At 66.4% G+C, this 25,018-nt stretch carries 26 protein-coding genes and 2 pseudogenes; 20 read left to right on the top strand and 8 right to left on the bottom strand.

Going from position 1 to position 25,018, the window contains the following annotated elements:
* Nucleotides 1-4: 4 nt before the first annotated feature.
* Nucleotides 5-1,102 carry a siderophore-interacting protein gene (locus CJ014_RS11025; protein ID WP_100080530.1) on the bottom strand — a complete coding sequence of 366 codons (1,098 nt, stop codon included), beginning with the start codon at nucleotides 1,100-1,102 and terminating at the stop codon, nucleotides 5-7.
* A gap of 581 nt (nucleotides 1,103-1,683) precedes the next feature.
* Between CJ014_RS11025 and CJ014_RS11020 the strand changes: the two genes are divergently transcribed.
* A complete protein-coding gene (locus CJ014_RS11020) occupies nucleotides 1,684-3,171 on the top strand; it encodes an ATP-binding protein (protein WP_100080529.1) in 1,488 nt (495 codons plus the stop codon).
* Between the two features lie 6 nt (nucleotides 3,172-3,177).
* On the opposite strand, the gene CJ014_RS11015 is transcribed toward CJ014_RS11020, so the two are convergent.
* A complete protein-coding gene (locus CJ014_RS11015; protein WP_100080528.1) occupies nucleotides 3,178-4,398 on the bottom strand; it encodes an argininosuccinate synthase in 1,221 nt (406 codons plus the stop codon).
* Nucleotides 4,399-4,571: 173 nt separating this feature from the next.
* On the opposite strand from CJ014_RS11015, the gene CJ014_RS11010 reads away from it, so the two are divergent.
* The 5 genes from CJ014_RS11010 to CJ014_RS10990 all read left to right on the top strand — a co-directional run bounded on the left by CJ014_RS11010 (nucleotide 4,572) and on the right by CJ014_RS10990 (nucleotide 9,062).
* Nucleotides 4,572-6,026 (top strand): ArnT family glycosyltransferase, encoded by a 1,455-nt coding sequence (locus CJ014_RS11010; RefSeq protein WP_100080527.1) that lies wholly within the window; start codon nucleotides 4,572-4,574, stop codon nucleotides 6,024-6,026.
* A gap of 32 nt (nucleotides 6,027-6,058) precedes the next feature.
* The gene (locus tag CJ014_RS11005; protein ID WP_100080526.1) at nucleotides 6,059-6,436 is read left to right on the top strand and encodes a YkvA family protein; all 378 of its coding nucleotides are present in this window, start codon (nucleotides 6,059-6,061) and stop codon (nucleotides 6,434-6,436) included.
* Between the two features lie 227 nt (nucleotides 6,437-6,663).
* Nucleotides 6,664-7,188, top strand: coding sequence for an invasion associated locus B family protein (locus tag CJ014_RS11000; RefSeq protein ID WP_245427258.1), 525 nt, complete (start codon nucleotides 6,664-6,666; stop codon nucleotides 7,186-7,188).
* Between the two features lie 168 nt (nucleotides 7,189-7,356).
* Entirely contained in the window at nucleotides 7,357-8,604 is a 1,248-nt protein-coding gene (rlmN, locus tag CJ014_RS10995) for a dual-specificity RNA methyltransferase RlmN (RefSeq protein WP_100080525.1), read from the top strand.
* Nucleotides 8,604-9,062 (top strand): hypothetical protein, encoded by a 459-nt coding sequence (locus CJ014_RS10990; protein WP_100080524.1) that lies wholly within the window; start codon nucleotides 8,604-8,606, stop codon nucleotides 9,060-9,062. Before rlmN ends, CJ014_RS10990 begins: the two co-directional genes overlap by 1 nt.
* Here CJ014_RS10990 and CJ014_RS10985 read toward each other — a convergent pair.
* On the bottom strand, nucleotides 9,046-9,684 hold the full coding sequence (locus tag CJ014_RS10985; protein WP_100080523.1) for a LysE family translocator: 639 nt from the start codon (nucleotides 9,682-9,684) through the stop codon (nucleotides 9,046-9,048). The genes CJ014_RS10990 and CJ014_RS10985 overlap by 17 nt on opposite strands.
* Before the next feature lie 75 nt (nucleotides 9,685-9,759).
* On the opposite strand from CJ014_RS10985, the gene CJ014_RS10980 reads away from it, so the two are divergent.
* Nucleotides 9,760-10,227: a low molecular weight protein-tyrosine-phosphatase gene (locus CJ014_RS10980; RefSeq protein WP_100080522.1), complete on the top strand. Its 468-nt coding sequence runs from the start codon at nucleotides 9,760-9,762 to the stop codon at nucleotides 10,225-10,227.
* Here the strand turns inward: CJ014_RS10980 and thpR are convergent, their stop codons facing one another.
* Nucleotides 10,228-10,767 carry an RNA 2',3'-cyclic phosphodiesterase gene (gene thpR / locus CJ014_RS10975; RefSeq protein ID WP_100080521.1) on the bottom strand — a complete coding sequence of 180 codons (540 nt, stop codon included), beginning with the start codon at nucleotides 10,765-10,767 and terminating at the stop codon, nucleotides 10,228-10,230.
* Nucleotides 10,768-10,950: 183 nt separating this feature from the next.
* Here thpR and CJ014_RS27830 point away from each other — a divergent pair, with 183 nt between their 5' ends.
* The 7 genes and pseudogenes from CJ014_RS27830 to CJ014_RS10945 all read left to right on the top strand — a co-directional run bounded on the left by CJ014_RS27830 (nucleotide 10,951) and on the right by CJ014_RS10945 (nucleotide 15,522).
* A complete protein-coding gene (locus CJ014_RS27830) occupies nucleotides 10,951-11,088 on the top strand; it encodes a hypothetical protein (protein ID WP_165790818.1) in 138 nt (45 codons plus the stop codon).
* Nucleotides 11,089-11,253: 165 nt separating this feature from the next.
* Complete coding sequence (argC, locus tag CJ014_RS10970; protein ID WP_100080520.1) at nucleotides 11,254-12,201, top strand: N-acetyl-gamma-glutamyl-phosphate reductase; 948 nt, start codon at nucleotides 11,254-11,256, stop codon at nucleotides 12,199-12,201.
* A 26-nt stretch (nucleotides 12,202-12,227) separates the two neighbouring features.
* Nucleotides 12,228-12,833, top strand: a complete 606-nt coding sequence (gene leuD, locus CJ014_RS10965) for a 3-isopropylmalate dehydratase small subunit (protein WP_100080519.1) — start codon at nucleotides 12,228-12,230, stop codon at nucleotides 12,831-12,833.
* A gap of 53 nt (nucleotides 12,834-12,886) precedes the next feature.
* Nucleotides 12,887-12,988, top strand: a pseudogene (locus CJ014_RS10960) (RidA family protein); the annotation flags it as partial.
* A gap of 363 nt (nucleotides 12,989-13,351) precedes the next feature.
* The gene (locus tag CJ014_RS27545; protein WP_133121840.1) at nucleotides 13,352-14,146 is read left to right on the top strand and encodes a glycosyltransferase family 32 protein; all 795 of its coding nucleotides are present in this window, start codon (nucleotides 13,352-13,354) and stop codon (nucleotides 14,144-14,146) included.
* A 313-nt stretch (nucleotides 14,147-14,459) separates the two neighbouring features.
* Nucleotides 14,460-14,612: pseudogene (locus tag CJ014_RS28170) on the top strand (RidA family protein); the annotation flags it as partial.
* Between the two features lie 187 nt (nucleotides 14,613-14,799).
* On the top strand, nucleotides 14,800-15,522 hold the full coding sequence (locus CJ014_RS10945) for a DUF1223 domain-containing protein (protein WP_100080517.1): 723 nt from the start codon (nucleotides 14,800-14,802) through the stop codon (nucleotides 15,520-15,522).
* Nucleotides 15,523-15,544: 22 nt separating this feature from the next.
* Here CJ014_RS10945 and CJ014_RS10940 read toward each other — a convergent pair whose 3' ends face one another.
* Complete coding sequence (locus tag CJ014_RS10940; protein WP_100080516.1) at nucleotides 15,545-15,787, bottom strand: Lrp/AsnC ligand binding domain-containing protein; 243 nt, start codon at nucleotides 15,785-15,787, stop codon at nucleotides 15,545-15,547.
* A gap of 227 nt (nucleotides 15,788-16,014) precedes the next feature.
* Here CJ014_RS10940 and CJ014_RS10935 point away from each other — a divergent pair, with 227 nt between their 5' ends.
* Nucleotides 16,015-16,623 carry a hypothetical protein gene (locus tag CJ014_RS10935; RefSeq protein ID WP_100080515.1) on the top strand — a complete coding sequence of 203 codons (609 nt, stop codon included), beginning with the start codon at nucleotides 16,015-16,017 and terminating at the stop codon, nucleotides 16,621-16,623.
* On the opposite strand, the gene CJ014_RS10930 is transcribed toward CJ014_RS10935, so the two are convergent.
* Nucleotides 16,607-17,503, bottom strand: a complete 897-nt coding sequence (locus CJ014_RS10930; protein WP_100080514.1) for a metallophosphoesterase family protein — start codon at nucleotides 17,501-17,503, stop codon at nucleotides 16,607-16,609. The genes CJ014_RS10935 and CJ014_RS10930 overlap by 17 nt on opposite strands.
* Nucleotides 17,504-18,072: 569 nt before the next feature.
* Here CJ014_RS10930 and CJ014_RS10925 point away from each other — a divergent pair.
* The gene (locus tag CJ014_RS10925) at nucleotides 18,073-18,552 is read left to right on the top strand and encodes an NUDIX domain-containing protein (RefSeq protein WP_342588537.1); all 480 of its coding nucleotides are present in this window, start codon (nucleotides 18,073-18,075) and stop codon (nucleotides 18,550-18,552) included.
* A gap of 60 nt (nucleotides 18,553-18,612) precedes the next feature.
* Here the strand turns inward: CJ014_RS10925 and ahpD are convergent, their stop codons facing one another.
* Together ahpD and CJ014_RS10915 are read right to left on the bottom strand one after the other, a co-directional pair.
* Nucleotides 18,613-19,146, bottom strand: a complete 534-nt coding sequence (gene ahpD, locus CJ014_RS10920) for an alkylhydroperoxidase, AhpD family (protein WP_100080513.1) — start codon at nucleotides 19,144-19,146, stop codon at nucleotides 18,613-18,615.
* On the bottom strand, nucleotides 19,146-19,700 hold the full coding sequence (locus CJ014_RS10915) for a peroxiredoxin (protein ID WP_100080512.1): 555 nt from the start codon (nucleotides 19,698-19,700) through the stop codon (nucleotides 19,146-19,148). The genes ahpD and CJ014_RS10915 overlap by 1 nt, the downstream gene beginning before the upstream one ends.
* Before the next feature lie 356 nt (nucleotides 19,701-20,056).
* Between CJ014_RS10915 and nifB the strand changes: the two genes are divergently transcribed.
* Genes nifB through CJ014_RS10895 form a run of 4 tightly spaced genes read left to right on the top strand, consistent with a single transcriptional unit; the run spans nucleotide 20,057 to nucleotide 24,893 of the window.
* Nucleotides 20,057-21,511: a nitrogenase cofactor biosynthesis protein NifB gene (gene nifB / locus CJ014_RS10910; protein WP_100080511.1), complete on the top strand. Its 1,455-nt coding sequence runs from the start codon at nucleotides 20,057-20,059 to the stop codon at nucleotides 21,509-21,511.
* A 14-nt stretch (nucleotides 21,512-21,525) separates the two neighbouring features.
* Nucleotides 21,526-22,683 (top strand): cysteine desulfurase family protein, encoded by a 1,158-nt coding sequence (locus CJ014_RS10905; RefSeq protein WP_100080510.1) that lies wholly within the window; start codon nucleotides 21,526-21,528, stop codon nucleotides 22,681-22,683.
* A complete protein-coding gene (gene nifV, locus CJ014_RS10900; RefSeq protein ID WP_100080509.1) occupies nucleotides 22,680-23,825 on the top strand; it encodes a homocitrate synthase in 1,146 nt (381 codons plus the stop codon). The genes CJ014_RS10905 and nifV overlap by 4 nt, the downstream gene beginning before the upstream one ends.
* A gap of 60 nt (nucleotides 23,826-23,885) precedes the next feature.
* Nucleotides 23,886-24,893: a Gfo/Idh/MocA family protein gene (locus CJ014_RS10895; RefSeq protein WP_100080508.1), complete on the top strand. Its 1,008-nt coding sequence runs from the start codon at nucleotides 23,886-23,888 to the stop codon at nucleotides 24,891-24,893.
* Nucleotides 24,894-25,018: the final 125 nt, after the last annotated feature.

Genomic DNA, 25,018 nt, shown 5'->3' with positions numbered 1-25,018 from the left:
CCGGCTATTCGTCATGGGCCGCGGAAGAGGTGGGATCGTCGGCCTGTCCCTTGCGCCAGTAGGCGACGACGAGATGCTGGTCCTTCGGAAGCCGCACCTCGCTTCGCAGGAACGAGCGGATTGCCTTGAAGTCGGCGAACTCGCAGCCGACCCAGGCGTAGGCCGCGGAAAGATCGTCCGGAAACCGGGCGCGCCGCACCGCCTCGGCCAGCGGGGACGCGGTTTCATGATCCCCGCCGCGCCGGTGCACCCAGGTCACCTCGATGGCGGTATTGTTGCGGAGCTCGATCTCCGAGCGGGCATCGTCGACCTCGATCAGGGCGATGCCGCGCTTCTCCGCCGGCAGGAACTCGAGGATGCGGGCAATCGCCGGCAGAGCCGTCTCGTCGCCGGCCAGCAGATACCAGTCCTTGTCGGGCCGGATGGAGCCACCCATCGGGCCGGCGACGCCGATCACGTCCCCCTCCCTGGCTCTGGCCGCAAAGGCCGAACCCGGCCCCGCATCGGCATGCAGGACGAAATCGACGTCGAGCGTTCCGGCCGAGGCGTCGCAACTGCGGATGGTGTATCGCCGGATGGCCGGGCGATCCGTGCCCTCGGGCCAGACCAGCAGCCCGTCCGCCCCGACGGTCGGCGGCAGGAGGAGGCTGCCGGGCGGCGGGATCAACAGGCCGACATGCAGGGCATCGTCGGTGGCGAAACGGGCGATGTCCTCGCCGGCGAAGGTGACCCGGCGGAGGCTGCCGGTCAGATCCTCCACCCGGAGCACCCGCACCATGCGGAAGTTGGGCGGGGTCCTGATATCCTGGCCATCGCCGGTCCAGACGATGTTCGGCATGGACGGGCCGGCCAGTTCCTTGACGTGTCCGGCGATCGCCATGCGCATGTAGTAGAGACCGGTGATGTCGTCGGCCTCGGCCTGAATGACGATCGTGCCGCCTTGCGCAGCGAGGCGCCCGGTGCCGAAGGGGAACGTCACCACATATGCACTCCCGTCCCGGTCGATGCGGGCTTCATGGTCGCTGAAGTGCTCGCAAACCTCGGCGATCACCGCTTCGGGATGGGCAACGGCGGCCGTGGCGTTGGCAACGAGGCGCGTCATGCAGGTCTCCTTGTCTTTCAAAGCGAGGAAAGATCGCCGCGCGTCGGGAACGGGGCATTGCGCGCCTTGCCAGCCGCCGGCAAGACGGATCTGCCGCAAGAGATTTGCCCGCAGCCAGGCATGCCCCCGCACGGCCCTTCATCGATACCAGCCGTTGTAGGGTGGCGGACGCCGCGCGAGCAAGACCGAGGCAGACCGGATGACATTTTTGTTGTATTCCGGATACAAGTTTACGTTTGCCGGCCGAATCCATTACCTCGACGATTCGCGAGGTTACGTCCTCGAACGCGACGCGGTCGAGAAACAGGGCGTGGCCACCGGCGATTGCCCAGAATATTCAGTGGCCGCCGAACAGACCAGCCGTGCCCCATCTGGTGTCGCTATCAGTCGACTTTGAACGCCAGTCGGCAGCCCGCGTGCGGCATCAAACAGGCCAAAGCGCCGCTATTCCGGTTGGTTAGGGGTGCCGACCATTTTTTAGAGTCAGCCCATTGATCTTATTCATAAGGCATGTCAAATAAGATCAGTCAAATGACCTTGTTAGCGGTTGAGGCGCCTATAGGATCAATTGGGTGATCCAAATGCTGACCATATCTGACGAAGAACTCGTCAACCGAATGCGCTTCGACAATCCGTGGTGGGGCAGCGGTGCCATACCTCAGGATGTTTCCGCCTATCCCGAGCGCGACTATTTCGCGCCTTTCCTCGACCTTGTTCGCCAACGGCAGCTTCGCCGGGCCGTGGTGCTGATGGGGCCGCGCCGCGTCGGCAAGACGATCATGATGCAGCAGGCCATAAAGCATTTGCTAGCAGCGGGAGCTGACAAGCAGAACCTGCTGTTCATCTCGCTCGATACGCCGCTGTTTTCCGGCCTGCCGCTCGAAAAGCTGCTTCAGGTCTATCTCGGCAGCTATGGCGGCGCGCCGGGCGACAGGACGATCTTCTTCGATGAAATTCAATACCTCAAGGACTGGGAAGTTCACCTGAAGTCGCTGGTCGACAGCTATCGCGACATCAAGTTCGTGGTCTCCGGCTCGGCCGCTGCCGCCCTCTCGCGTGGATCGCGGGAATCAGGGGCCGGCCGCTTCACCGAGTTTCTGCTGCCGCCGTTGACCTTCGCCGAGTTCTTGCGCCTGACAGGGCATCCCCTGGCAACCGTCATGGGGGAAACGGATCTGATCGACCGCATCGGCGAACTCAACGCCGCCTTCGTCGACTACCTTAACTACGGCGGCTATCCGGAACTCGCCCTGTCCGAGGAAGCCAAGCGGAACCCGGCGCGCTACATCGGCCAGGACATCGTCGAGAAGGTGCTGTTACGCGATTTGCCGAGCCTCTACGGCATTTCCGACGTTCAGGAATTGCAGCATCTCTTCAAGGTGTTGGCTTTCAACACCGGCCAGGAGGTCTCGCTGGAAGGGCTGTCGAAAAGCTCCCGCGTCGCCAAGAACACCCTCAGGCGCTATATCGAATATCTGGAAGCCGCCTTCCTGGTGCGCACCGTGGAACGCATCGACATCAACGCTCAGCGCTTCCAGCGCAACCATTATTTCAAGGTCTACCTGACCAATCCTTGCCTTCGGGCGGCTTTGTTCGGACCCGTCAGGGCGGACGACGACATCATGGGCGCCATGGTCGAGACGGCGATCTTCGCCCAATGGTTCCACGACGCCAAGGCCAAGGATCATCTTCGTTATGCAAGGGACAAGGAGGGGGAGATCGACATTGTTTCCGTCCAGTTCGGCGAACCGGCATGGATCGTCGAGATCAAATGGACGGACCGCTTTTTCGAACGCCCCGGAGATCTCGGCTACCTGCGCAAATTCGCGGCGAAACACGCCCGCTCGCTCAACTGGCCTGCCCCATCGCCAAATATCGTGATCACCACCAGGCAGAAAACCGGGGATATCAGCTTCGATATCGTGCCGATGCATTTCGAGCCGGCGGCTTTCTATTGCCTGAAGGTCGGCCGCAATGCCGCAAATGCCGCAGCTCAACAGGTCGAGTTCGACCTGCTCCCACCCGCTGCCCCCGATGAGGGCGACGGGCAGGAGGAATTGCCATTCTGATAGCGCTTAGCCGCGGTCGCGCTTGGCGAGCGTCCTGAGCCGCAGCGCGTTGAGCTTGATGAAGCCGGCGGCGTCCTTCTGATCGTAGGCGCCCTGATCGTCCTCGAAGGTGACCAGCGTCGACGAGTAGAGCGTCTTCGGCGACGAGCGGCCGGTGACGATGACGTTGCCCTTGTAGAGCTTCAGCGTCACCTCGCCCTCGACATTCTCCTGGCTCTTGTCGATCAGCGCCTGCAGCATGTAGCGCTCGGGCGCGAACCAGAAGCCGTAGTAGATCAGCTCCGCGTAGCGCGGCATCAACTCGTCCTTGAGGTGCGCCGCGCCGCGGTCGAGCGTGATGCTTTCGATCGCCCGGTGGGCGGCGAGCAGGATGGTGCCGCCGGGGGTCTCGTAGACGCCGCGCGACTTCATGCCGACGAACCGGTTCTCGACCAGATCGATACGGCCGATGCCGTTGTCATGGCCGTAGGTGTTGAGCGCCGTCAGAAGTTCGGCCGGGCTCATGCGCTTGCCGTTGATGGAAACGGCATCGCCCTTCTCGAAGCCGACGGTGATGATGGTCGCCTTGTCGGGCGCCTCCTCCGGCGAGATGGTGCGCATGTGGACGTATTCCGGCGCCGGCTGCGACGGATCCTCCAGTACCTTGCCCTCGGAGGACGAGTGCAGCAGGTTGGCGTCGACCGAGAAGGGCGCCTCGCCCTTCTTGTCCTTGGCGATCGGGATCTGGTGCTTCTCGGCGAAGTCCAGGAGGTCGGTGCGGCTCTTGAACGTCCAGTCGCGCCAGGGGGCGATGATCTTGATGTCCGGGTTGAGCGCGTAGGCGGACAATTCGAAGCGCACCTGGTCGTTGCCCTTGCCGGTGGCGCCGTGGGCGATGGCGTCGGCGCCGGTCTTCTTGGCGATGTCGATCAGGTGTTTGGAGATCAGCGGCCGGGCGATCGACGTGCCGAGCAGGTAGACGCCCTCGTAGACGGCGTTGGCGCGGAACATCGGGAAGACGAAATCGCGGACGAACTCCTCGCGCACGTCCTCGATGAAGATCTCCTTGATGCCCAGCATCTCGGCCTTCTTGCGGGCCGGCTCGAGATCGCCGTCGCCCTGGCCGAGGTCGGCGGTGAAGGTCACCACCTCGGCGCCGAGCTCGGTCTGCAGCCACTTGAGGATGATCGACGTGTCGAGGCCGCCCGAATAGGCCAGCACGACTTTCTTGACTTCGCCCTTTTTCATGGAAACTCCGTGAGGATGAACGCCGCGGCGGTCGGCGGGAGGGTCGCCGGCGGCTCGAAAGGATCGGCGGCAATTTAACCGACTATGCCGGCCGCGCAAGGCTGGAGATTCGCCATTTGCCGGCCACGATCGCAGCTGATAAACCGGCCGCCACCTTGCCAGCCGAGCCGAGCATGACCGATCCGCATCCGATTTCCGACCGTGACTGGACGAGGCTGACCCTTCTGGTCATCGCCGCCTTCCTTCTCCTTCGCCTCGCCGCCCTCCTGTTGAGCGGTTTCGAGCTCACCTATGACGAGGCGCAGTATTGGGCCTGGTCGCGGCACCTCGCCTTCGGCTATTTCACCAAGCCGGGCCTGATCGCCTGGCTGATCCGCGGCACGACGGAAGTCTGCGGCGACGGCGTCGCCTGCGTGCGGGCGCCGGCGCCCATCCTGCACGCGGCGGCCGCCTGGTTCGTCTTCCTCGCCGCCCGCCGCCTCTATGACGCCCGCGTCGCCTTCTGGAGCGCCTTCGCCTATGTGGCGATGCCGGCCGTCAGCCTGTCGTCGCTGATTCTCAACACCGACGTGCCGCTCCTGTTCTTCTGGTGCGTCGGCCTGCACGCGACGGTGCTGCTCCTCGAAAAGCGGTCCCTCGCCCGCGCCTTCTATCTCGCCGGCACCGTCGCCGTCGGCCTCAACGCCAAATACGCGATGATCTACCTGCCGGCCTCGCTGCTCGTCTATCTCGTCGCGACGGCCGACCGGCGCCCGCTCCTGCGCACCGGCGCCACCTGGGTGGCGCTTCTCGGCGGCCTCGCCGGTTTCCTGCCCAACCTGATCTGGAACGCGCACAACGGCTTCGTCACCTTCCATCATACCGGCGACAACGCCGGCTGGGAGAAGATCGGCTTCAAGTTCGGCAAGATCTTCGAATATCTCGGCGGGCAGGCGGTCATTCCCGGGCCGATCCTGTTCGCCGTCGCCATCCTCGCCGCCATCCTCGGCTGGCGATCGGCCAGGCCGGCGGCCGACCGGCTGATGATGTGGCTGAGCCTGCCCATCCTGATCGTCATCGGCGTCAATGCCGCCTTCGCCAAGCTGCACGGCAACTGGGCGGCCACCGCCTTCCCGGCGCTGATCGTCTTCGCCAGCGCCCTGCTCTGCAACGGCCGCTGGCGCGGTCTCCTGAAGCTGTCGGCGGCGATCGGCACGGCGGCGGCCGTGGCGCTGGCCGCCGGCGCCAGCCTCGTCGGCCATGTGCCGCTGCCGGAAAAGCCGCGGCAGCTCCATCGCCTGCTGCACTGGGCCGATTACGGCGACAAGCTTGCCGAGGCCGCCCGGGCGGCCGGTGTCCGCACCGTCGTCACCGTCGGACGGCCGATGACCTCCGAAACCCTCTACGAATTGCGCGACAGCGGCCTCGACGTCCGGCCCTATGTGGCGCCCGGCGCCGCGCCGGCCGACCAGTTCGAGATGACCATTCCCTATGAGCCCGCCGTCCATGGTCCGGCGCTGCTGGTCACCGAGGCCGATCCGGCGGCGCTCGGCATCGCGCCGGAGCGGATCGAGCCGCTCGGCGCCCTCGACACCCGCATCTACAAGGCGCCGGGCGGCCGCATGCCGATCTACCGCATCGACCGTTGACAGCGGCCGCCCGGATTCCCATTTTCGACGCCATGCGCAAATCCCACCATCCCGACCCCGAGATCATCGGCCCGGCCGAAGGCCACGAGGCCCGTGTCCGCTCCCGCTTCTGGAAGACGGTCAAGAAAGCGATCGCCGCCATTCCCTTCATCGACGAGGTGGTGGCCGCCTATTACTGCGCCCTCGACCCCGAGACGCCGGCATCGGTGCGGGCGACGCTGCTCGCCGCCCTCGCCTATTTCGTGGTGCCGCTCGACATCGTGCCGGACTTCATTCTGGGGTTCGGCTTCTCCGACGACATCACCGTGCTGGTCACCGCCATCGGCATGGTGCGGCGCCACATCGGCGAGCGCCACCGCCTGGCCGCCCGCGTTGCCCTCGACCGGCTCGCCGCCGAAAAAGCCGGATAACTCGCGACAGCGAAACGAGACCACCACGGCTGGCCGCATTGTCGCCCGATTTCGGGCCAAGCCTCGCGCCGCAGCAACGTGAGGCGCCCATGGCCACCATCGCCCGACGAAACGAAACGCCGGAGCAACACTTTGGTAACCATGACGCCTTAACGTTTCCCTTAGGCTTCATGCGGACCGCTTCGGTGGGCGCATCCGTGTCCCACGACAAGACCCAAGGTGATTAGATGACGAACGCACGCACCCTCGGCTTGGCCGTCGCACTGCTGCTCGGCGCGACGACCATCGCCGGCGCCCAGCAGCAGCAGACCAAGGCGCCCACGCCGCTCCAGACGTTCGAGCGCTGGGCCACCTACACCTACAACAATGCCGGCGCCAAGGTCTGCTACGCTGCCACGCAGCCGACCGACACGCAGCCGCAAGGCGTCAACCGCGACCCGGTGTTCATGTTCATCACCAATCGTCCGAAGGAAGGCGTCAAGCACGAGGTGTCGGTGATCACCGGCTATCCCTACAAGGAAGGCTCCAAGACCACCGTCAAGATCGGCGACGCCACCTTCAGCATGTACACCAAGGACCAGGGCGCCTGGGTCGACAACGCCGCCGAGGAAAGCCGCTTCATCAACGCCATGAAGGCCGGCTCGGATATGGTGATCACCGGCACCTCGCGCCGCGGCACCGTGACGACGGATACCTATTCGCTGAAGGGCGTCAGCGCCGCCTTGAAGCGCATCGATGGCGAGTGTCAGTAAGTTGCACGCCTGAATCGGGATCAACCCAACCTAGGCTTGGGTTTTCTCCGGTTTTCTGCTATGGCTTTTCTTAACCGGGAACGGTCGGGACGGTGACGTCCGCGGCCGTTCTTGTTTTTCCGGCGACATTTTTCGCCTCCCAACCCCATCAGGACCGACCGAACGCCCATGTCGACCCTCATCGACCATCGCCCTGTTGCCGCCTTGCCCGCCGCCGCGCCGGAAAAGCCGTCGCTCGTCGGCATGACGCGCGTCGAGATGGCCAAGGCGCTCCTCGCCATCGGCGTCGAGGAGCGGCAGCTCCGCATGCGCGTCGCCCAGCTCTGGCACTGGATCTACGTGCGCGGCGTGCGCGAGTTTTCGGCGATGACCAACGTCGCCAAGGAGCTGCGCGCCCGCCTCGACGCCGCCTACGTCGTCGGCCGGCCGGAAATCGTCGCCGAGCAGGTATCGGCCGACGGCACGCGAAAATGGCTGATGCGCTTTCCCTCGCGCGGCGCCGGCAAGCCGGTGGAGATCGAGACCGTCTACATTCCCGAGGAGGGGCGCGGCACGCTCTGCGTCTCCTCGCAGGTCGGCTGCACGCTCAACTGCGCCTTCTGCCACACCGGCACGCAGATGCTGGTGCGCAACCTCACCGCCGAGGAGATCGTGGCGCAGGTGCTGGTCGCCCGCGATCGGCTCGGCGACTATCCGGACGTGGCGCACAACGCCGAGGCGGCCATCCCGAGCGAGGGACGTCTCGTTTCCAACGTCGTCATGATGGGCATGGGCGAGCCGCTCTACAATTTCGACGCCGTCAAGCAGGCGCTCGCCATCATCATGGACGGCGACGGCCTGTCGCTGTCGAAGCGCCGCGTCACGCTGTCCACTTCCGGCATGGTGCCGAACATCGCCCGTACCGGCGACGAGATCGGCTGCATGCTGGCCATCTCGCTGCACGCCGTGCGCGACGACCTGCGCAACGTGCTGGTGCCGATCAACAAGAAGTATCCGCTGAAGGAGCTGATGGACGCCTGCCGCGCCTATCCGGGCCTGTCGAATGCGCGCCGCATCACCTTCGAATACGTGATGCTGAAGGGCGTCAACGACAGCCTCGAGGACGCCCGCGATCTGGTCAAGCTCCTGAAGGGCATTCCGGCCAAGATCAACCTCATTCCCTTCAATCCCTGGCCGGGTACCGCCTATGAGTGCTCCGACTGGGAAACGATCGAGGCCTTCGCCCAGTTCGTCAACGACGCCGGCTACGCCTCGCCGATCCGCACGCCGCGCGGCCGCGACATCGCCGCCGCCTGCGGCCAGTTGAAGAGCGAGAGCGAGCGGCTCAGGAAGACCGAGCGGCTCCGGCTGGAGATGGGGCTCATGGAGGCCGATCTCGCCATGCGCGCCATGGTGGCCGGCCACGGAGAGGACTGATGCGGGCGGTCGGCCGCATCTTCGCCGCGCTGATCGGCTTCATCCTGGCGGTGATCGCCGCCGCCGTGTTCATGCTGGCCGCCTCGGTCGGTCTCGGCCCCGCCGATCCGGCCGACAGCGTTTGGTTCTGGGGCAACTTCGGCGTCGGCGCCGCCTTTGCCGCCAGCTACCTCGGCGCCATGGCGCTCGCCCCCTGGGCGGTGATCATCCTGGTCACCGAGGTGTTCCGCCTGCGCTCGGTTCTCATCTATCTCGTCGCCGGCGGCTTCCTCGGCGCCCTGCCCGCCTTCGGAATCGCGCCGATGATGCGCCCGCTCGACGGCGATCCGCGCCGCATCGCCATCCTGATCGCCGCCGGTTTCATCGGCGGCTTCGTCTACTGGCTGGCGGCCGGCCGCATGGCCGGCGTCGACGGCGTTTTCCTGACCGGACGGCGGAGCTCTAAAGACGAGCCGTGACCAGCTTGACCGCGAAGGCGCCCATCACCCCGGCGAACACATAGTCGATGCCCCGCATTACCTTCGGCCGCGCCTTGAGAAAGGCGGCGACGCCGCTCGCCCCGAGGATCAGCGGCAGCGTCGACAGCGTCGACACCAGAAGAAACCACAGGCCGAGGAACAGCAGCTTGCCGCGGGCCGCCGGATCGCCCGGCTCGACGAACTGCGGCAGGAAGGTCAGGAAGAACAGCGCCACCTTGGGGTTCAGCACGTTGATGGCGAGCCCCTTGAGGTAGAGCCGGCTGGCCGGCTCGGGCGGCAGGGCGCCACCTTCCGGCGCGAAGCGGCTGCCATGCCGGATGGAGCCGACGGCGACATGCAGCAGATAGAACGCGCCGATCACCTTGAGCACGTCGAAGGCAACCGGCGAAGCGGCGAGCAGCGCCGCGAGGCCGAAGGTCACCAGAAGCGTATGCACGAGAATGCCGGTATTGGTGCCGAGAAAGGCGGCGATCCCCGCCCGCCGGCCGCGGGTGATCGCCGTGCCGACGAACATCGCCATGTCCGGTCCGGGCGTATAGTTGAGCGCCAGCACGGCCAGCGTATAGGCGGCGAGCACGCCGCCCGTCGGCAGGAAATCCATTCGGCACACTCCAATAAGGGACAGTATGATCGCCGCCGTCTTGACCGCAAGGCGCGTCGCGGCGAAAACCGCCCCATGCGCTCGATCCTGTTCGTCTGCCTCGGAAACATCTGCCGCTCGCCCACCGCCGAGGGGCTGATGCTCAACCACCTCGCCGCCGCCGGTCTTTCCCGGCACGCCCGCGTCGACAGCGCCGGCATCGGCGGCTGGCACGCCGGCGACCCGCCCGATCGGCGCGCCATCGCCGCCGCCCGCAAGCGCGGTGTCGATCTGGCGCCGCTGCGCGCCCGCCAGGTGCGGCCGGCCGATTTTTCCGATTTCGACCTGATCGTCGGCATGGACCGGCAGAACGTCGCCGACCTCAACCGCCTGGCGCCGGCCGGCTCGACGGCGCGCATCGGTCTCTGCCTCGAGGAAGCGCTCGGCCTCGCCGGCGAGGTGCCCGATCCCTATTACCAGGACGAGCGGGCCTTCGACGCCGTGTTCGACCTCTGCGACCGGGCCGCCCGCGCCTTCATGGAAAAGCTTCGCGCCGGTAGCTGATCAAGCCGCCAGCGGATAGGCTTCCTCGACGAGATAGGGGCCGCCGCCCACCGAGGCGCGCGACGAATAGAGCACGAAGCGGTCGACGGGAAAGCGCGGGCCGACGAAGTCGCCGTGCTCGGACAGCCAGCGGGCAACGTCGGTCGAGGTGGTGCCCTTGAAGCGGGCCAGCGTGACGTGCGGAATGTAGCGCCGCCCTTCGGCCGGCAAGCCGAGGCGCTGGATGATGCGCTCGTGCTCGGCCTGCAGCTCGATCAACTGGTCGGTCGGCTCCACCTTGACGGCCAGCGAATGCGGCACGCGGCCGGAGGCGAAGCAGTGCAGCCCCCTGAGGCTGATCTCGAACGGCGGCCGGTAGATGCGGTCGAGCGCGGCGGCCACCTCGTCGGCGGTGCGGTGGTCGATATCGCCGATGAAGCGCAGCGTCACGTGATAGTTGGCCGGGTCGATCCAGCGGGCGCCGGGCAGGCCGCCCTTCAGGAGCGACAGGTGGAAGCCGGCCGCGGCGGGGATTTCGAGGGCGGTGAACAGCCTGGCCATGGCAACCTCTTCGGCGTTGCCGTCCGGGTGGCTGGCGCTCCCCCAAGGGGAATCGGCAGGCGGACGGACGGTGCACTGCAAGGGTCGACCGAAGGCTAACCCCGATGCAAGCCCTTTTGTTCACTTGGCCGCACCCCGAGGGCGCTTATATACAAGCGAAACCATTCCGACCGGGCCGGAGCCATGCAGTTCGACGACCCCGCCAACGACAACGAAGACCCCGACGTCATCTTTGCGCGCAAGATTGCCCGGGGGCTGGGGGCCGTGCTGGCCATCGGCCTTTGCGCCTATCTCGTCGTCACCTATCTCCTGCCCATCTGATCCCGAGTCCGTCGGATACCGCCCCCTGGCGCCGGCGTCGCCCTTCAAGGCGCATGACAGGAGCGGCCGATGATGGTAAAGCCTCTCGGCACTCCGCCCGGCGCCCCGCCGCGGCGGACTTTCCAACATGTGCCGGCCTGAGCCGGCCAATTCCGGGCAACGAGCATGACGCGGGCGAAGATCTATATCGACGGCGAAGCAGGCACCACCGGCCTTCAGATCCGCGACCGCCTCGCCGCCCGCGACGACATCGAGCTGCTGGCCATCGACCCGGCCAAGCGCAAGGACATGGACGAGCGCCGGCGCCTCCTCAACGCCGCCGACGTCGCCATCCTCTGCCTGCCCGACGATGCGGCGAGGGAGTCGGTGAATCTCATCGACAACGACCGCACGGCGGTGATCGATGCCTCCACCGCCCATCGCGTCGCGCCCGGCTGGACCTACGGCTTCGCCGAGATGGCCAGGGGCCAGGCCGAGGCGATCGCCGGATCGAAGCGCGTCGCCAACCCCGGCTGCTGGCCGCAGGGCCTGATCGCCGCCATCCGCCCGCTCGTCGAGGCCGGCCTGCTGCCCGCCGGGGCGCCGCTCAGCTACAACGGCGTCTCCGGCTATTCGGGCGGCGGCCGCAAGATGGTCGAGGACTATGTGTCCGCCGCCGATCCGGCGCCGTTCCTGCCCTACGGCCTCACCTTCAAGCACAAGCACCTGCCGGAGATGGCCGCCTATACCGGTCTCACCCACGCGCCGCAGTTCCAGCCGTCGGTCGGCAATTTCGCGCAGGGCATGCTGACCTTCGTGCCGCTCCGCCTGTGGGCGCAGGCGCCCGGCCTCAAGGCGAAGGCGATCCACGAGATGCTCGCCGAGCGCTATGCCGGCGAGACCTTCGTCAAGGTGATGCCGTTCGAAGCGACCGAGCGGCTCGCCGGCCTCGACCCGCGGGCGCTCAACGACACCAACGAACTGCGCCTTTACGTGTTCGCCGACGCTGCCGGCGACGAGGCGCTGATCGTCTCGCTCTACGACAACCTCGGCAAGGGCGCCTCCGGCGCCGCCGTTCAGAACCTCAACCTGATGCTGGGACGGCCGGCCACTACCGGCCTCCTCCCCGCGTAATGGCTTGCTTCGGGAAAGGACAGATCATGCAGAAATTCGACGTGCTCACCGGGGTCGCCGCGCCGCTGCCGATCCTCAACATCGACACCGACATGATCATCCCCAAGCAGTACCTCAAGACCATCAAGCGCACCGGTCTCGGCAAGGGCCTGTTCTCGGAGATGCGCTATCGCGAGGACGGCTCGGAGAACCCCGACTTCGTCCTCAACAAGCCGGCCTGGCGCAAGGCGGAGATCCTGGTGGCCGGCGACAACTTCGGCTGCGGCTCCTCGCGCGAGCACGCGCCCTGGGCGCTCCTCGACTACGGCATCCGCTGCGTCATCTCCACGAGCTTTGCCGACATCTTCTATAACAACTGCTTCAAGAACGGCATCCTGCCGATCGTCGTCCCGCCCGACGACCTCAAGAAGCTGATGGACGACGCCGAGCGCGGCGCCAATGCCACGCTGACCGTCGACCTCGTCAATCAGGTGATCAAGGGCCCGGACGGCGGCCAGGTCTCCTTCGACATCGACCCGTTCAAGAAGCACTGCCTGCTGAACGGCCTCGACGACATCGGCCTGACGCTCGAGAAGGCGCCGGAAATCGCCGCCTTCGAGACGAAGAACGCCACCGCCCGTCCCTGGGCCTGATTTCTCCTGAGACGCCCTCCCCTCGGAGGGCGTTTTCATGTGAGGCCGCGCCCATGCGCCAGCTCGTTTCCACCGGCTCGCCCTTCGAGAAGGCCGCCGGCTATTCGCGGGCCGTCGCCGATGGCCCCTGGTGCTTCGTCTCCGGCACCACCGGCTGATGGCGTCGGCCGTCTTCAGCGCCTCGCGAAAGATTCAGATCGTGTTGGCGTCCGGCACGGCATGCACCAACCCAGCCCAAGAGAGCGCATGAACGACATGCCGATCCTTGATCAGATACTCGGCGGGCTCATCGGAAAGCGGGTGCATTGAATCAAAAGTCATTTTGTGGGGCCATGTGTGGGCAAACAATTCGCCCGAACGGACTTTTCCCATCCCAAGCCACGGACATGGCCTGAGCTCAATTACGGGACATTTTTTGCCTCGCTTATAAAAATAGTATGCCCTTGATATCCTATGTGGCATTAAGCTGACTAAAAGCTGCCCTGGACCTGTCTTGGGCTTCTCTTGCCGGACTTGAAATGCCCCCCTCTGAAGCTAGTAAGCCTACATATGCTATCCATACATTGTGGGTGTATGGAGAATTAGGCCCCCTTGAGAAGCTGTGCCTGAAATCCTGGGTTCGCTTAGGCTATAGGGTTGTTTTGCACTCTTATGATCACCCTCAGGTACCGGACGGCGTCGAGCTGTTCAACGCCGCACAGCTAATCCCTGAGAGCCAAGTTTTCCGCACGGCGCGGAAAAAAAGCCTCGCGATATTCTCCGACCTCTATCGCGTCACAATCATGAAGCACTTCGAGGCGCTATGGCTGGATGCGGACATTTTTCTGGTGCGCCACTTTGATTTTTCCGGAAAGAATATCCTCGCCTACGAGGGACACGCCACACTTGAGAGCATCAACAATGCTGTGCTGAAACTTGAACCGAACCATCCGATCGTTGAAGAGATTATCGGCCGCTTCCAGAATCCCTTGCGCGGTTTGTCTTGGAAAAATCCCCATAAAACCTGGGTATTTTTTCGCAGGTCACTGCTATCCTGTAATATGCATGCGAAACACCTACCATGGGGAGCGCTTGGTCGCCTTGCAATTTTTGACATGCTACAAAAGAACACTTTTGATGGGCAAATCCTGCCGCCGGAATATTGTCTGACGGCATTGCAAGTCCCATTATTCGATGCCATTGACGATCCTGAGAAATATCTTTCGATGCCTTTAGTCCTGATCCATTTTTATAAAAGCCACATAAAAAAAGATCTTAACAACCCAACCCCAGGGAGCATCTACGAAACACTCTCTAATTTTGTAGAGAATTAGATAGGTAAATGCCGAAAGTTGCCCTGTTGATGACTTTACACCATTTGAATAAAGTATGACTGACAGATTTTCAATTATTCGTGCTTAACATTTGGACTTATTAGCCCCCCTGAAAGGTGATCCTTTTTACGTTACGGCTAGTGGGCCTGAGAAGGACATTAAAATGGCCCAAGGTGGAAGAGATCGTCGCCCTTGGCCGGAAGACCTCCAACCGTCCGTCAATGTCGAAAATCCAGACATTCCCTTCGCCGGAATCGGCCCTACGGCTCATTGAATCATGTAAAACCCTAAGTGCCAGATTTTTGGACGTGTCGTCACCGATGCCGCCTATGCCGATCCGGTGTTCTCGGTGGTCGGACGCTGGTTCGCCGACGTCCGGCCGGCCGCCACCATGATTGTCGCCGGCCTCATCCGCCCGGAAATGAAGATCGAGATCGAGGCCACCGCGTTGCGGAATCCGGCCTGATTCCGCGAGATTATCCGGGAGATCTTCGGCCGGGCGGCAGCGTTGACCGATTGGTTCGGTCAAGCACTCGTGAGTGGATCGTCATGCGCCGCCGTCGTATTCCTTGCTTCGGTAAAGAACAGAGGCGAAGAGGTCGGCCTTGGATACGTTAGTGTGGCGGGGAACCTTCGGCGGATTTGCTCGCAGCATGGCATCCTGCTGCGTCGCCCTGGCAGTCGGCGGCGGCAGCGCCGCGGCGGCCGATGTCGTCGAGCTGTTCACCAGCCAGGGCTGCTCCGCCTGCCCGCCGGCCGACAAGGTACTGGCCCAGCTCGCCAAGGATCCCAACACCGTCGCCCTTACCTTCGCCGTCGACTACTGGGACTATCTCGGCTGGCGCGACACCTACGCCAAGCCGGAATTCACGCGCCGCCAGCGCGAATATGCCAAGGCGCGCGCCGACCACGCCGTCTTCACGCCGCAGGCGGTGCTCAACGGCCGCAGCGCGGTGATCGGCAGCCGGCAGGACGAAATCCGCGCCTCCTTCGACGTCATGCGCGACAACGGCGAGACGCCCGACCTGGCGGTCGCCGCCCGCATCGCCGACGACCGCGTCGTCATCACCCTGCCGGCACGGGAACACGCCGGCGAGGCCTCGGTGTGGATCGCCGGCTACCTGCCGCCGAAGACGGTGAATATCCGCTCCGGCGAGAATCGCGATGCCTCGGTCACCTATGTCAACGTCGTCGACCGGATGCAGGTGGTCGGGATGTGGTCCGGCGACGCGATGACGCTGGAACTGCCGCTCGCCGACGTGGCCCCCGAGGGCACCGCCGGCCTTGCCGTCATCGTTCAGGCCAAGAAGGGCGGCCTGCCCGGCCCGATCCTCGGCGCCACCCGCCTGGCGCTCCAGAGCGGCAGCGGCAGCTGAGCGCCGTCGGACGCCGCGCGGATTAAAACGCCCGGAACGTCAGCGTCGTCAGCGTCCGTACGATGCCGGGAATCGACGAGATCTTCTCGTTGATGAACTTGCCGATGTCGTCATGGGCCGACGAGTCGACGTAGATCTTCATCAGCAGATCGTATTCGCCCGACGTCGAGTAGAGTTCGGAAGCGATTTCGAGGGCGTAGATGGCGTCGGCCACCGCGTAGGTCCGGCCGGGCGTGCACTGCAACTGGATGAAAACGGGCTTCATGGGCTTCCTCCTCGCCGACGGTCGCCGGACGGCGCCGGGCATCATGGCAGACTTCAAGCACGACGAAAGGCCGGACGGCAAGCCCCACCTGGAAAGGCCACGCCAGCCATTTCCCCGGAGCGCGGCGGCCGCTGTGGGCACAGAATGGTTAAGCTAGTCCTAATTCCGCCATCCATGTATGATTTCGAGTGAGGTTCCAGACTGGACCCAACCAATCAAGGTGATCCATGGCAGGCGGCGAGGCGGGCGACAACCAGATCGGCGAGGGCAAGGTCCGGCGTCTTTCCGACGCCGTGCGCCGCGTGCGCATCGCCGAGAGCGAGCGGGCCGACGCCTATGCCGACCTGCACGACGGCGACCGGGCGCGGTTGACGCTGCTGGCCGAAGAGCTCCAGAGCGTCTTTGCCGAACTGCCCGCCGACGATCCCTATTTCATCTGCGAGGTGGCCGGCTCGACGCCGCCGCGCCTGTGGATCGACCCCACCACGCATGTGGTGATGGCGCGCGACCGCCGCTCCTACCGTTTCCTGAAGGACACCCGCCTCGGCCGCCTCACGCTGCACGAGAGCGCCGACCTCGACGCGGCCGCCGACGCGGTGACCGACTATATCGCCGAGCGGGTGGTCGAGCGCGAACGCTCGCTCGAAAGCGACGCGCTGGTCGAAAAGCTGCGAAGCGTGGCGCTGGACCGCCGCGAGACGGCCGGCGAACCGGCGGCGGGCCGGACGGGCGACCGTGGCTCGGCCCTCGTCTGGGCGCTGATCGTCTTCCTGGCCGGATTTGCCGTCGGGGCGCTCGGCCTCGTCGCCTATGCCTGGTTCATGGTACCGGGCTGATAATTTCCTCGGCGCGCGTTTCCTCGAACGCGCCGCCCGGCGTCACCTGCATCAGGCGGTGACGGATGCGGAATCCCGGATCGATCTTCTCGATATCGAACAGGTTGAAGCCGGCGGCCGGATGGCTGCCGTCCGGCCGTTGCGTCGCGGCGGAAACGCCGATCACCGGCACGTCGCCCTTCGGGCCGGCAACCGACAGCCGGGTCGGCTGGTGGGTATGGCCGTGCAGGATGAGCTCCGCGCCGTGCCTGGCGATCGCCTTGCGGAAGCGCGAGGCGCCGGAGAGCCGCTTGTGCCAGGCCGTCGCGCCCTTGACCGGCGGATGATGGATCAGCACCACCCGGCAAAGACCGGCCCGGCCGAGCGTGTCGAGCGCCGCCGAGAGCCGCTCCTCCTGCTCCTCGGAAAAGCTGCCCGTCGCCATGAACGGGCCGGTGGCGACGGCCGATGACGCGCCGACGATGGCGACGTCGCCGCGCCTGCGCACATAGGGCCAGCCGCCCGCCTCGCCGGCATCCGCCGTCATATAGGCCGCCCAGGCCTCCCGCGCCCGGCGGGCGGCGCCCGGCACGTAGGCGTCGTGATTGCCGGGCACGGCGCTCACCGCGTCGTCCGGCCCTAGGAGACCGAGAAAAGCGCGGGCGGTGACATACTCCCCGGCCAGCGCGATGTTGACGAGGTCACCCGTCACGGCGACATGGTCGGGCCGCTCGGCGGCGATGGCGGCGATGAGCGCCGCTTCGATATCGTCGCCGAAGGCGCGCGACCGGTTGCGTCGCCAGTTGACGTAGCCGAGGATGCGCTTGGACGCGAGATCGCGGATGCGCGTCGCCGGCAGCGGACCGAGATGCAGGTCGGAAATGTGGATCAGGCGGAACATGATCCCTGGGTAGCCGATGCCCGGCCGCCGGTAAAGCCAGATGGCGCGACCTTGAAAGCGAGGGGCGGATCGCCGCCCGGCGACCCGCCCCGAATGGTATGCTCATGAAGTTGGTTCACGCCTCGAACCGTTGCGTGTCCGAACCGGACTAACGCCCCCAGAAAGTCAGCACGGCGGCGACGATATGGGGATTGCTCGCGTCGACGGCCGACACCCAACTATAACGCGGGGCACGGTTGAAGCGACGGCGGAAGAGGGAAAACATGATAGCCTTCTTCTGAGGTTGTCGAGAGAAATCACCAGCGACTTCTCTTTCACAGGAAAGCTATAGCAAATGCACGATGTTTTTGCCATGAGGCTAAACACTGAGCTTTCCTTTGAGGTAAAAGTGGTTAACCCGAAGTATGACCTAGACGAAAGGCTAAATCATCCACCCGAAAGTTCACAGACTTTCCGGACCGTGCGGATGCGTGGGGAAAGAGGGTCCACGCCGGACCGATCGGCTTTTGCACGAGGGCTAACTTTCGGCTCATTTCCAACGTCTCATCCGCTCGCGCAATGAGGAACCCATGACCCGTTCCGGCCTCGTCGATGCGATGCAACCTCTTGTCGGGCATGCCAGATCCCTGGCCGTGCGGCTGTGGCGCGGCACCACGCTGGGCGTGCGCGCCATCGCCTTCGACGACGCGCGCCTGCTGCTGGTCCGCCACACCTACGTGTCCGGCTGGCACCTGCCCGGCGGCGGCGTCCATGCCGGCGAGACGGCCGAGGCCGCCGCCTGCCGCGAGCTTCTGGAGGAAACCGGCTACGAGGCGACCGGCCCCGCCCGCTTCCTCGGCCTTTACTTCAATCCGGCCATGGCCGGCCGCGACCACGTCGCCCTCTACCACCTGCCGGCCTGCGCGGTGCGTCGCGCCTTCCGCGCCAATCGCGAGATCGCCGAAATCGGCCTTTTCCCGCCGGACGACCTGCCGGAGGGAACGACCGCGGCGACGCGCCGCCGCCTCGCCGAGCTGTTCGAAGGCCGACCGCCCGCCGATCAGTGGTAACGGAACGCCCGGCCGGAGGTATCCGGCCGGGCGCTCAATGATCGATAAAGGGCGTCGGGATCAGGCGGCGACCACCGCCGCCGTCTCGAGCGCCACCGCCGCCGACTGGATGATGGCGGCGAAGCGGACGGCGGTCTGCACCGCCGACGCCGGCAAGCCGGCCTCGCGCACCACCTTCTCGTGGCTGTCCATGCACATGCCGCAGCCATTGATGGCCGAAACGGCGAGGCACCACAGCTCGAAGTCGACCTTGTCGACGCCCGGCTTGCCGATCAGCTGCATGCGCAGCCGCGCCGGCATGGTCCGGTATTCCGGGTTCGAGGTCAGGTGCAGGAAGCGGTAGTAGACGTTGTTCATGCCCATCAGCACGCCGGCGCCGCGGGCGGCGTCCAGCGCCTCGGCGGAGAGGTGGCTCGCCGCCTCCCCTTCGAGCGCCGCCGCCACGTCCGCGTTGCGCGTCGCGTGGCCACAGGCGACGAACAACCCGTACTTCTGCTGCGGCGTCAGGCTGTCGTCCTCGGCCATGGCCGACAGGTTCAGCTTCACGTCGCGGGCATAGGGGGGAAGCCTGTCCTGCAGGCTGGCGATCGACATCAGGCGGCCTTCAGCGTTTCGCCGCCGACCTCGCGGTTGCACGGGCAGAGCTCGTCGGTCTGCAGGGCGTCGAGGACGCGCAGCGTGTCCTTCGGGTTGCGGCCGACGTTGAGGTTGGTGCCGTAGATGTGCTGGATCGTGTTGTCGGGATCGACGACCACCGTCACGCGGTAGGCGACGCCGTCCGGCGAGCGCACGCCGAGGCCGTCGACCAGCGAGCCGTTGCTGTCGGCGAACGACCAGATCGGCAGCTTGTCGAGATCCTTGTGGTCGCGCCGCCAGGCCAGCTTGACGAATTCGTTGTCGGTGGAGCCGCCGAGCACGACGGCGTCACGGTCCTCGAAATCCTTGGCGAGACGGGCGAACTCGGCGATCTCGGTCGGGCAGACGAAGGTGAAGTCCTTCGGGTAGAAGAAGATCACCTTCCACTTGCCGGGGAAGGACGCTTCGGTGATTTCCTCGAATGCGGAGACGCCCCCCTCGACGTGGTTGTTGAAGCCGGGCTTGACGCCGGTGACGGTGAAGGAAGGGAGCTTGTCGCCAATACCGAGCATGGGAAATATCCTCGTCACGAGTGAGTTTGAAAGGGACGGGCGGCACTATCGACACATCCGGCACGAATTGCAAGCCTTTCTTAGAGGCATTTTAATGTATGGCGTTTCCGATTGAAAAATAAGGGATTTTACTAGTATTCGCCGCCTAACCGATGCGAAGGCGCAAGGCACCTGACCCGACGCGGTTTTTTGACGGTGCGCGCTCGCGGCGATGTCGTGTCGCAAGTCCGACAAAGCCTGTCGTTTCCCCTGTCGCTTTCGCGGCATGGCTAGACAACAGACTGATATTTAACGGTTTTCACTTTGGCACATCGCTTGCGGAGACGAGATGACCTCGTTTCGCCCGGAGAGTTGCCATGTCCTCGCAGATCGTCTCCCTCGACAGCCTGATGGCCTCGCCAAGCCCGAGGCGCGGCGGCTGCGCCTCGTCGTCCTGCGGCACCTCGGCCCGCCCCGCCGATGTCGACCCGGCCATCTGGGAGAAGATCAAGGATCACCCCTGCTATTCGGAGGAGGCGCACCACTATTTTGCCCGCATGCACGTCGCCGTGGCGCCGGCCTGCAACATCCAGTGCAACTACTGCAATCGCAAATACGACTGCTCCAACGAGAGCCGGCCCGGCGTCGTCTCCGAGCGGCTGACGCCGGAAGAGGCGGTGCGGAAAGTGGTGGCGGTGGCCGCCGCCGTGCCGGAGCTGTCGGTGCTCGGCATCGCCGGGCCCGGCGACGCGCTCGCCAACTGGAAGAAGACCCGCGCCACCTTCGAGGCGGTGCGGGCGGTCATTCCCGACATCAAGCTCTGCCTCTCCACCAACGGCCTCGTCCTGCCCGACCACGCCGACGAGATCGCCGGCATGGCCATCGACCACGTGACGATCACCATCAACGCCGTCGATCCGGCGATCGGCGCCCGGATCTACCCGTGGATCTTCTTCGACCACAAGCGCCGCACCGGCCTGGAAGCGGCGACCATTCTGCTCGAGCGGCAGATGCGCGGCCTCGAGATGCTGACGGCGCGCGGCGTCCTCGTGAAGATCAACTCGGTGATGATCCCCGGCATCAACGACGACCATCTCCCGGAGGTCAACCGGGCGGTGCGGGCGCGCGGCGCCTTCCTGCACAACGTCATGCCGCTGATCTCCGATCCGGCGCACGGCACCCATTTCGGCCTCACCGGCCAGCGGGGACCGACGCCGGCCGAACTCAAGGCATTGCAGGACCGGCTCGACGGCGGCGCCAAATTGATGCGCCATTGCCGCCAGTGCCGCGCCGACGCCATCGGCCTGCTCGGCGAGGACCGCGGCCAGGAATTCACCCTCGACCGGCTGCCGGCGGCCGTCACCTACGATCCCGCTCCCCGGCAAGCCTATCGCGCCTTCGTCGCCGCCGAGCGCGGCGACCGGGGCGCCGCCCGCGCCGACGCTCTCCGCAGCGTCGGCACGGTGACCGACGACGTCCGCCTCCTCGTCGCCGTCGCCACCAAGGGCGGCGCCCGCGTCAACGAGCACTTCGGCCACGCCCGCGAATTCCAGGTCTACGAGGCGGGACCGAAGGGCATCACGCTCACCGGCCACCGCAAGGTCGACGCCTATTGCATGGGCGGCTTCGGCGAGGACGCGACGCTCGATCCCACCATCGCCGCCCTCGACGGCATCGACACCGTGCTCTGCGCCAAGGTGGGCGACTGCCCGCGTGAGGCGCTCGCCGCCGCCGGCATCATCGTCAGCGACGCCCATGCCTACGACTATATCGAGGCCGCCGTCGGCAAGGTCTACGCCGAGCGCTTCGGCCGCGCCGCCGCCGTCGCCTGATCCGGACATCCACCATGACCGGCGCTCCGCTTGTCTATCTCGATGCCAACGCCACCACGCCGGCCGATCCGCGCGTCGTCGAGGCGATGCTCGCCGCGCTGACCGGCCTTCCCGGCAACCCGTCCTCCGGCCACGCGGCCGGCCGCGAGGCAAGGCGCGCCGTCGAGACCGCCCGGCGCGAGGTGGCGGCGCTCGCCGGCGCCGAGCGGCCGGACGAGATCGTCTTCACCTCCGGCGGCAGCGAGAGCAACGTCGCGGCCATCCGGGCGGCGCTCGCCGCCCGCCCCGGCCGGCGCGAGGTGCTGACCTCCGCCGTCGAGCACGCATCGGTCGACGCGACGCTCGACCGCCTCGCGGCGACCGACGGCATTGTCGTCCGCCGCCTGCCCGTCGACGGCCGCGGCCGGCTCGACCTCGACGCCTATCGCGCCGCCCTCGGCCCCGCCACGGCGCTGGTCACGCTGATGACCGCCAACAACGAGACCGGCACGCTGTTCCCCATCGCCGGCCTCGTGCCGGCCGCCCACGCCGCCGGCGCCCTGTTCCATACCGACGCCGTGCAGGCGGCCGGCCGCCTCGACCTAGCCGTCGCCGCCGGCGGCGTCGACATGGCCTCGCTCAGCGCCCACAAGCTGCACGGTCCGAAGGGCGTCGGCGCCCTCTACGTCCGGCGCGGCACGGCCTTTTCGAGCCTGATCACCGGCGGCGGCCAGGAGCGCGGCCGCCGGGCCGGCACCGAGAACGTGCCGGGCATCGTCGGTTTCGGCGTCGCCGCCCGGCTCGCCCTCGCCGATGGCGACGCCGGCCGCCTCGCCCGCCTGCGCGACCGCCTCGAAGCGGCCATCCTCGCCGCCCTGCCCGGCGCCATCGTCCTCGGCGACCGCGACGCCCGCCTCGTCAACACGGCCTGCCTCGCCTTCCCCGGCTCGGACGCCGAGATGATGCTGCACCGCCTCGACCGGGCCGGCATCGCCGCCTCCTCGGGTTCGGCCTGCGCCGCCGGCGGCGCCGCGCCGAGCCGCGTGCTCCTCGCCATGGGGCTCGGGCGCCTCGCCGGCTCGACCGTCCGAATCTCGCTCTCCCGCTTCAATACCGACGCCGACGTCGACCGCCTCGTCGAGGTGCTGCCGGCCATCGCGCGGGAGGCCCGCATCCCGGAGACCGCGGCATGACCGACGCCCGCCTCAACGACACCACCTTGCGCGACGGCGAGCAGGCGCCGGGCGTCGCCTTCACGCGCGGCGAAAAGCTGGCCATCGCCGAGGCGCTCGCCGCTGCCGGCGTCGCCGAGATCGAGGCCGGCACACCGGCCATGGGCGACGAGGAGATCGACACCATCGCCGCCATCGTCGGGCTGGCGCTGCCGGCCCGCGTCGCCGTCTGGTGCCGCATGCGCGACGGAGACATCGCCGCCGCCGTCCGCAGCGGCGCGCCGGCGATCAACCTCTCCATCCCCGCCTCCGATTTGCAGCTCGCCGCCAAGCTCGGTATCGACCGGCGCGAGGCGCTTCTCCGCATCGGCCGCTTCGTGCCGATGGCGCTCGACCTCGGCTTTTCGGTGTCGGTCGGCGCCGAGGATGCCTCGCGCGCCGACCCCGGCCATCTCGCCGCCATGGCCGAGGCGGTGGAACGGGCCGGCGGCTGGCGCCTCCGGCTCGCCGACACGGTCGGCGTGCTCGATCCGCTGTCGACGGCGACGCTGGTGGCCGGACTGAAATCCCGCACCTCGCTCGCCCTGGAATTCCACGGCCATGACGACCTCGGCCTTGCCACCGCCAACACGCTGGCCGCCCTGCGCGCCGGCTGCACCGAGGCCTCGGTCACCGTGCTCGGCCTTGGCGAACGGGCCGGCAACGCGGCGCTGGAGGAAGTGGCCGTCGCCCTGCTCCGCCTCGACGGCCTGTCGACCGGCATCGACCTGCCGTCGCTGAAGCCGCTCGCCGAGGCGGTCGCCGCGGCGGCCGGCCGCGGCGTGCCGCCCGGCAAGGCGGTGGTCGGCCGCGACGTCTTCGCCCACGAGAGCGGCCTGCACGTCGCCGGCCTCCTGAAAGAGGCCGGTACCTACCAGGGCCTCGATCCCCGGCTGTTCGGCCGCCAGCATTCCGTCGTCGTCGGCAAGCATTCCGGCGCCCAGGCCCTGGCCCACGTGCTGGCGAGCCGCGGCGTTGCCCTCGACCCGCGGCTCGCCGCGCCGCTGGTCGAAGCGGTGCGGCGGGTCGCCACCGAACGCAAACGGGCGCTGACCACCGGCGAACTCGCCCGCCTGCACGCCGGCCTGGCCTCGTCCGACGGCTGGCCATCGGACGGCGGCTGACCGCTTTCCTTCCGGCGAGCCCTCCCGTATAAGTCATACAAAACAGTAGGGAGGGCGCATATGTCCACGCAAAAGCCGGTCCGTATCGGCGTCGTTTCCACCGCCAACATCGCTCGTGAAAAGGTGATCCCCGGCTTCCGCACCACGCCTTGGCTGGAGGTGGCGGCCATTGCCTCGCGCAACGCCAACACGGCGAAGGCGGCGGCCGCCGCTCTCGGCATCCCCGTCGCCCACGGCTCCTACGAGGCGCTGTTCGCCGATCCCACCATCGAAGCGGTGTATATTCCGACGCCCAACGACAGCCACGTCGACCTGGCGCTCGCCGCCGCCCGCGCCGGCAAGCACGTGCTCTGCGAGAAGCCGGCGGCGATGAACGCCAAGGACGCCGAGCGGCTTGCCGCCCTGCCGCAGGGCATCGTCTATCTCGAGGCCTTCATGGTCCGCCACCATCCGCAGTGGCTGAAGGCGCGCGAGCTCGTTCGCGGCGGCGCCATCGGCAAGGTGGCGGCGGCGCAGGCCTTCTTCTCCTATTTCCTCGACGACCCCGCCAATATCCGCAACAAGCCGGAAAACGGCGGCGGCGGCCTCTGGGACATCGGCGTCTATCCCATCGTCACCGCCCGATTTGCGTTCGACGCCGAGCCGAAACGGGTGGTCGGCCTGATCGAGCTCGACCCGACGTTCGGCACCGACGTGCTGACCTCGGCCATCCTCGACTTCGGCGAGGGCCGGCACCTGACGTTCACCGTCGGCACGCAGACGGTGCCGCACCAGCACGTCAACATCGTCGGTTCCACCGGCCGCATCGAGGTGCTGATCCCCTTCAACGCCCCGGCGATGGCGGAGACGGTGATCCGGCTCGATCGCGGCAAGGTTCTCGGCGACGCCGAGATCGAAGAGATCCGCCTGCCGGCCTGCGACCAGTACGGCCTGCAGGGCGAGGCCTTCGCCAAGGCGATCCGCGGCGTCGAGCCGCTGCCCTACGGTCCGCGCGACGCGATCCAGATGATGAAGATCCTCGACGCCATCGTCGAATCGGCAAAGACCGGCCGCTGGGTCGATCTCTGAGCCGGTACGGGCGATCCGCGTTGCCGGGGAGGAGCTGTGTCAGCTCCTCCTTCTTTTCATGCGGGAAGGCAATCGCTCGTGCGCTTTCCGGGGCAGAGAAGGGACGACCTATATTCGCCGATCGC

It is taken from the genome of Pleomorphomonas carboxyditropha (genome assembly GCF_002770725.1).
Taxonomy (GTDB): domain Bacteria; phylum Pseudomonadota; class Alphaproteobacteria; order Rhizobiales; family Pleomorphomonadaceae; genus Pleomorphomonas; species Pleomorphomonas carboxyditropha.
The sequence above is the reverse complement of the archived record's forward strand: the minus strand, read 5'-3'. Positions and strand labels throughout refer to the sequence as shown.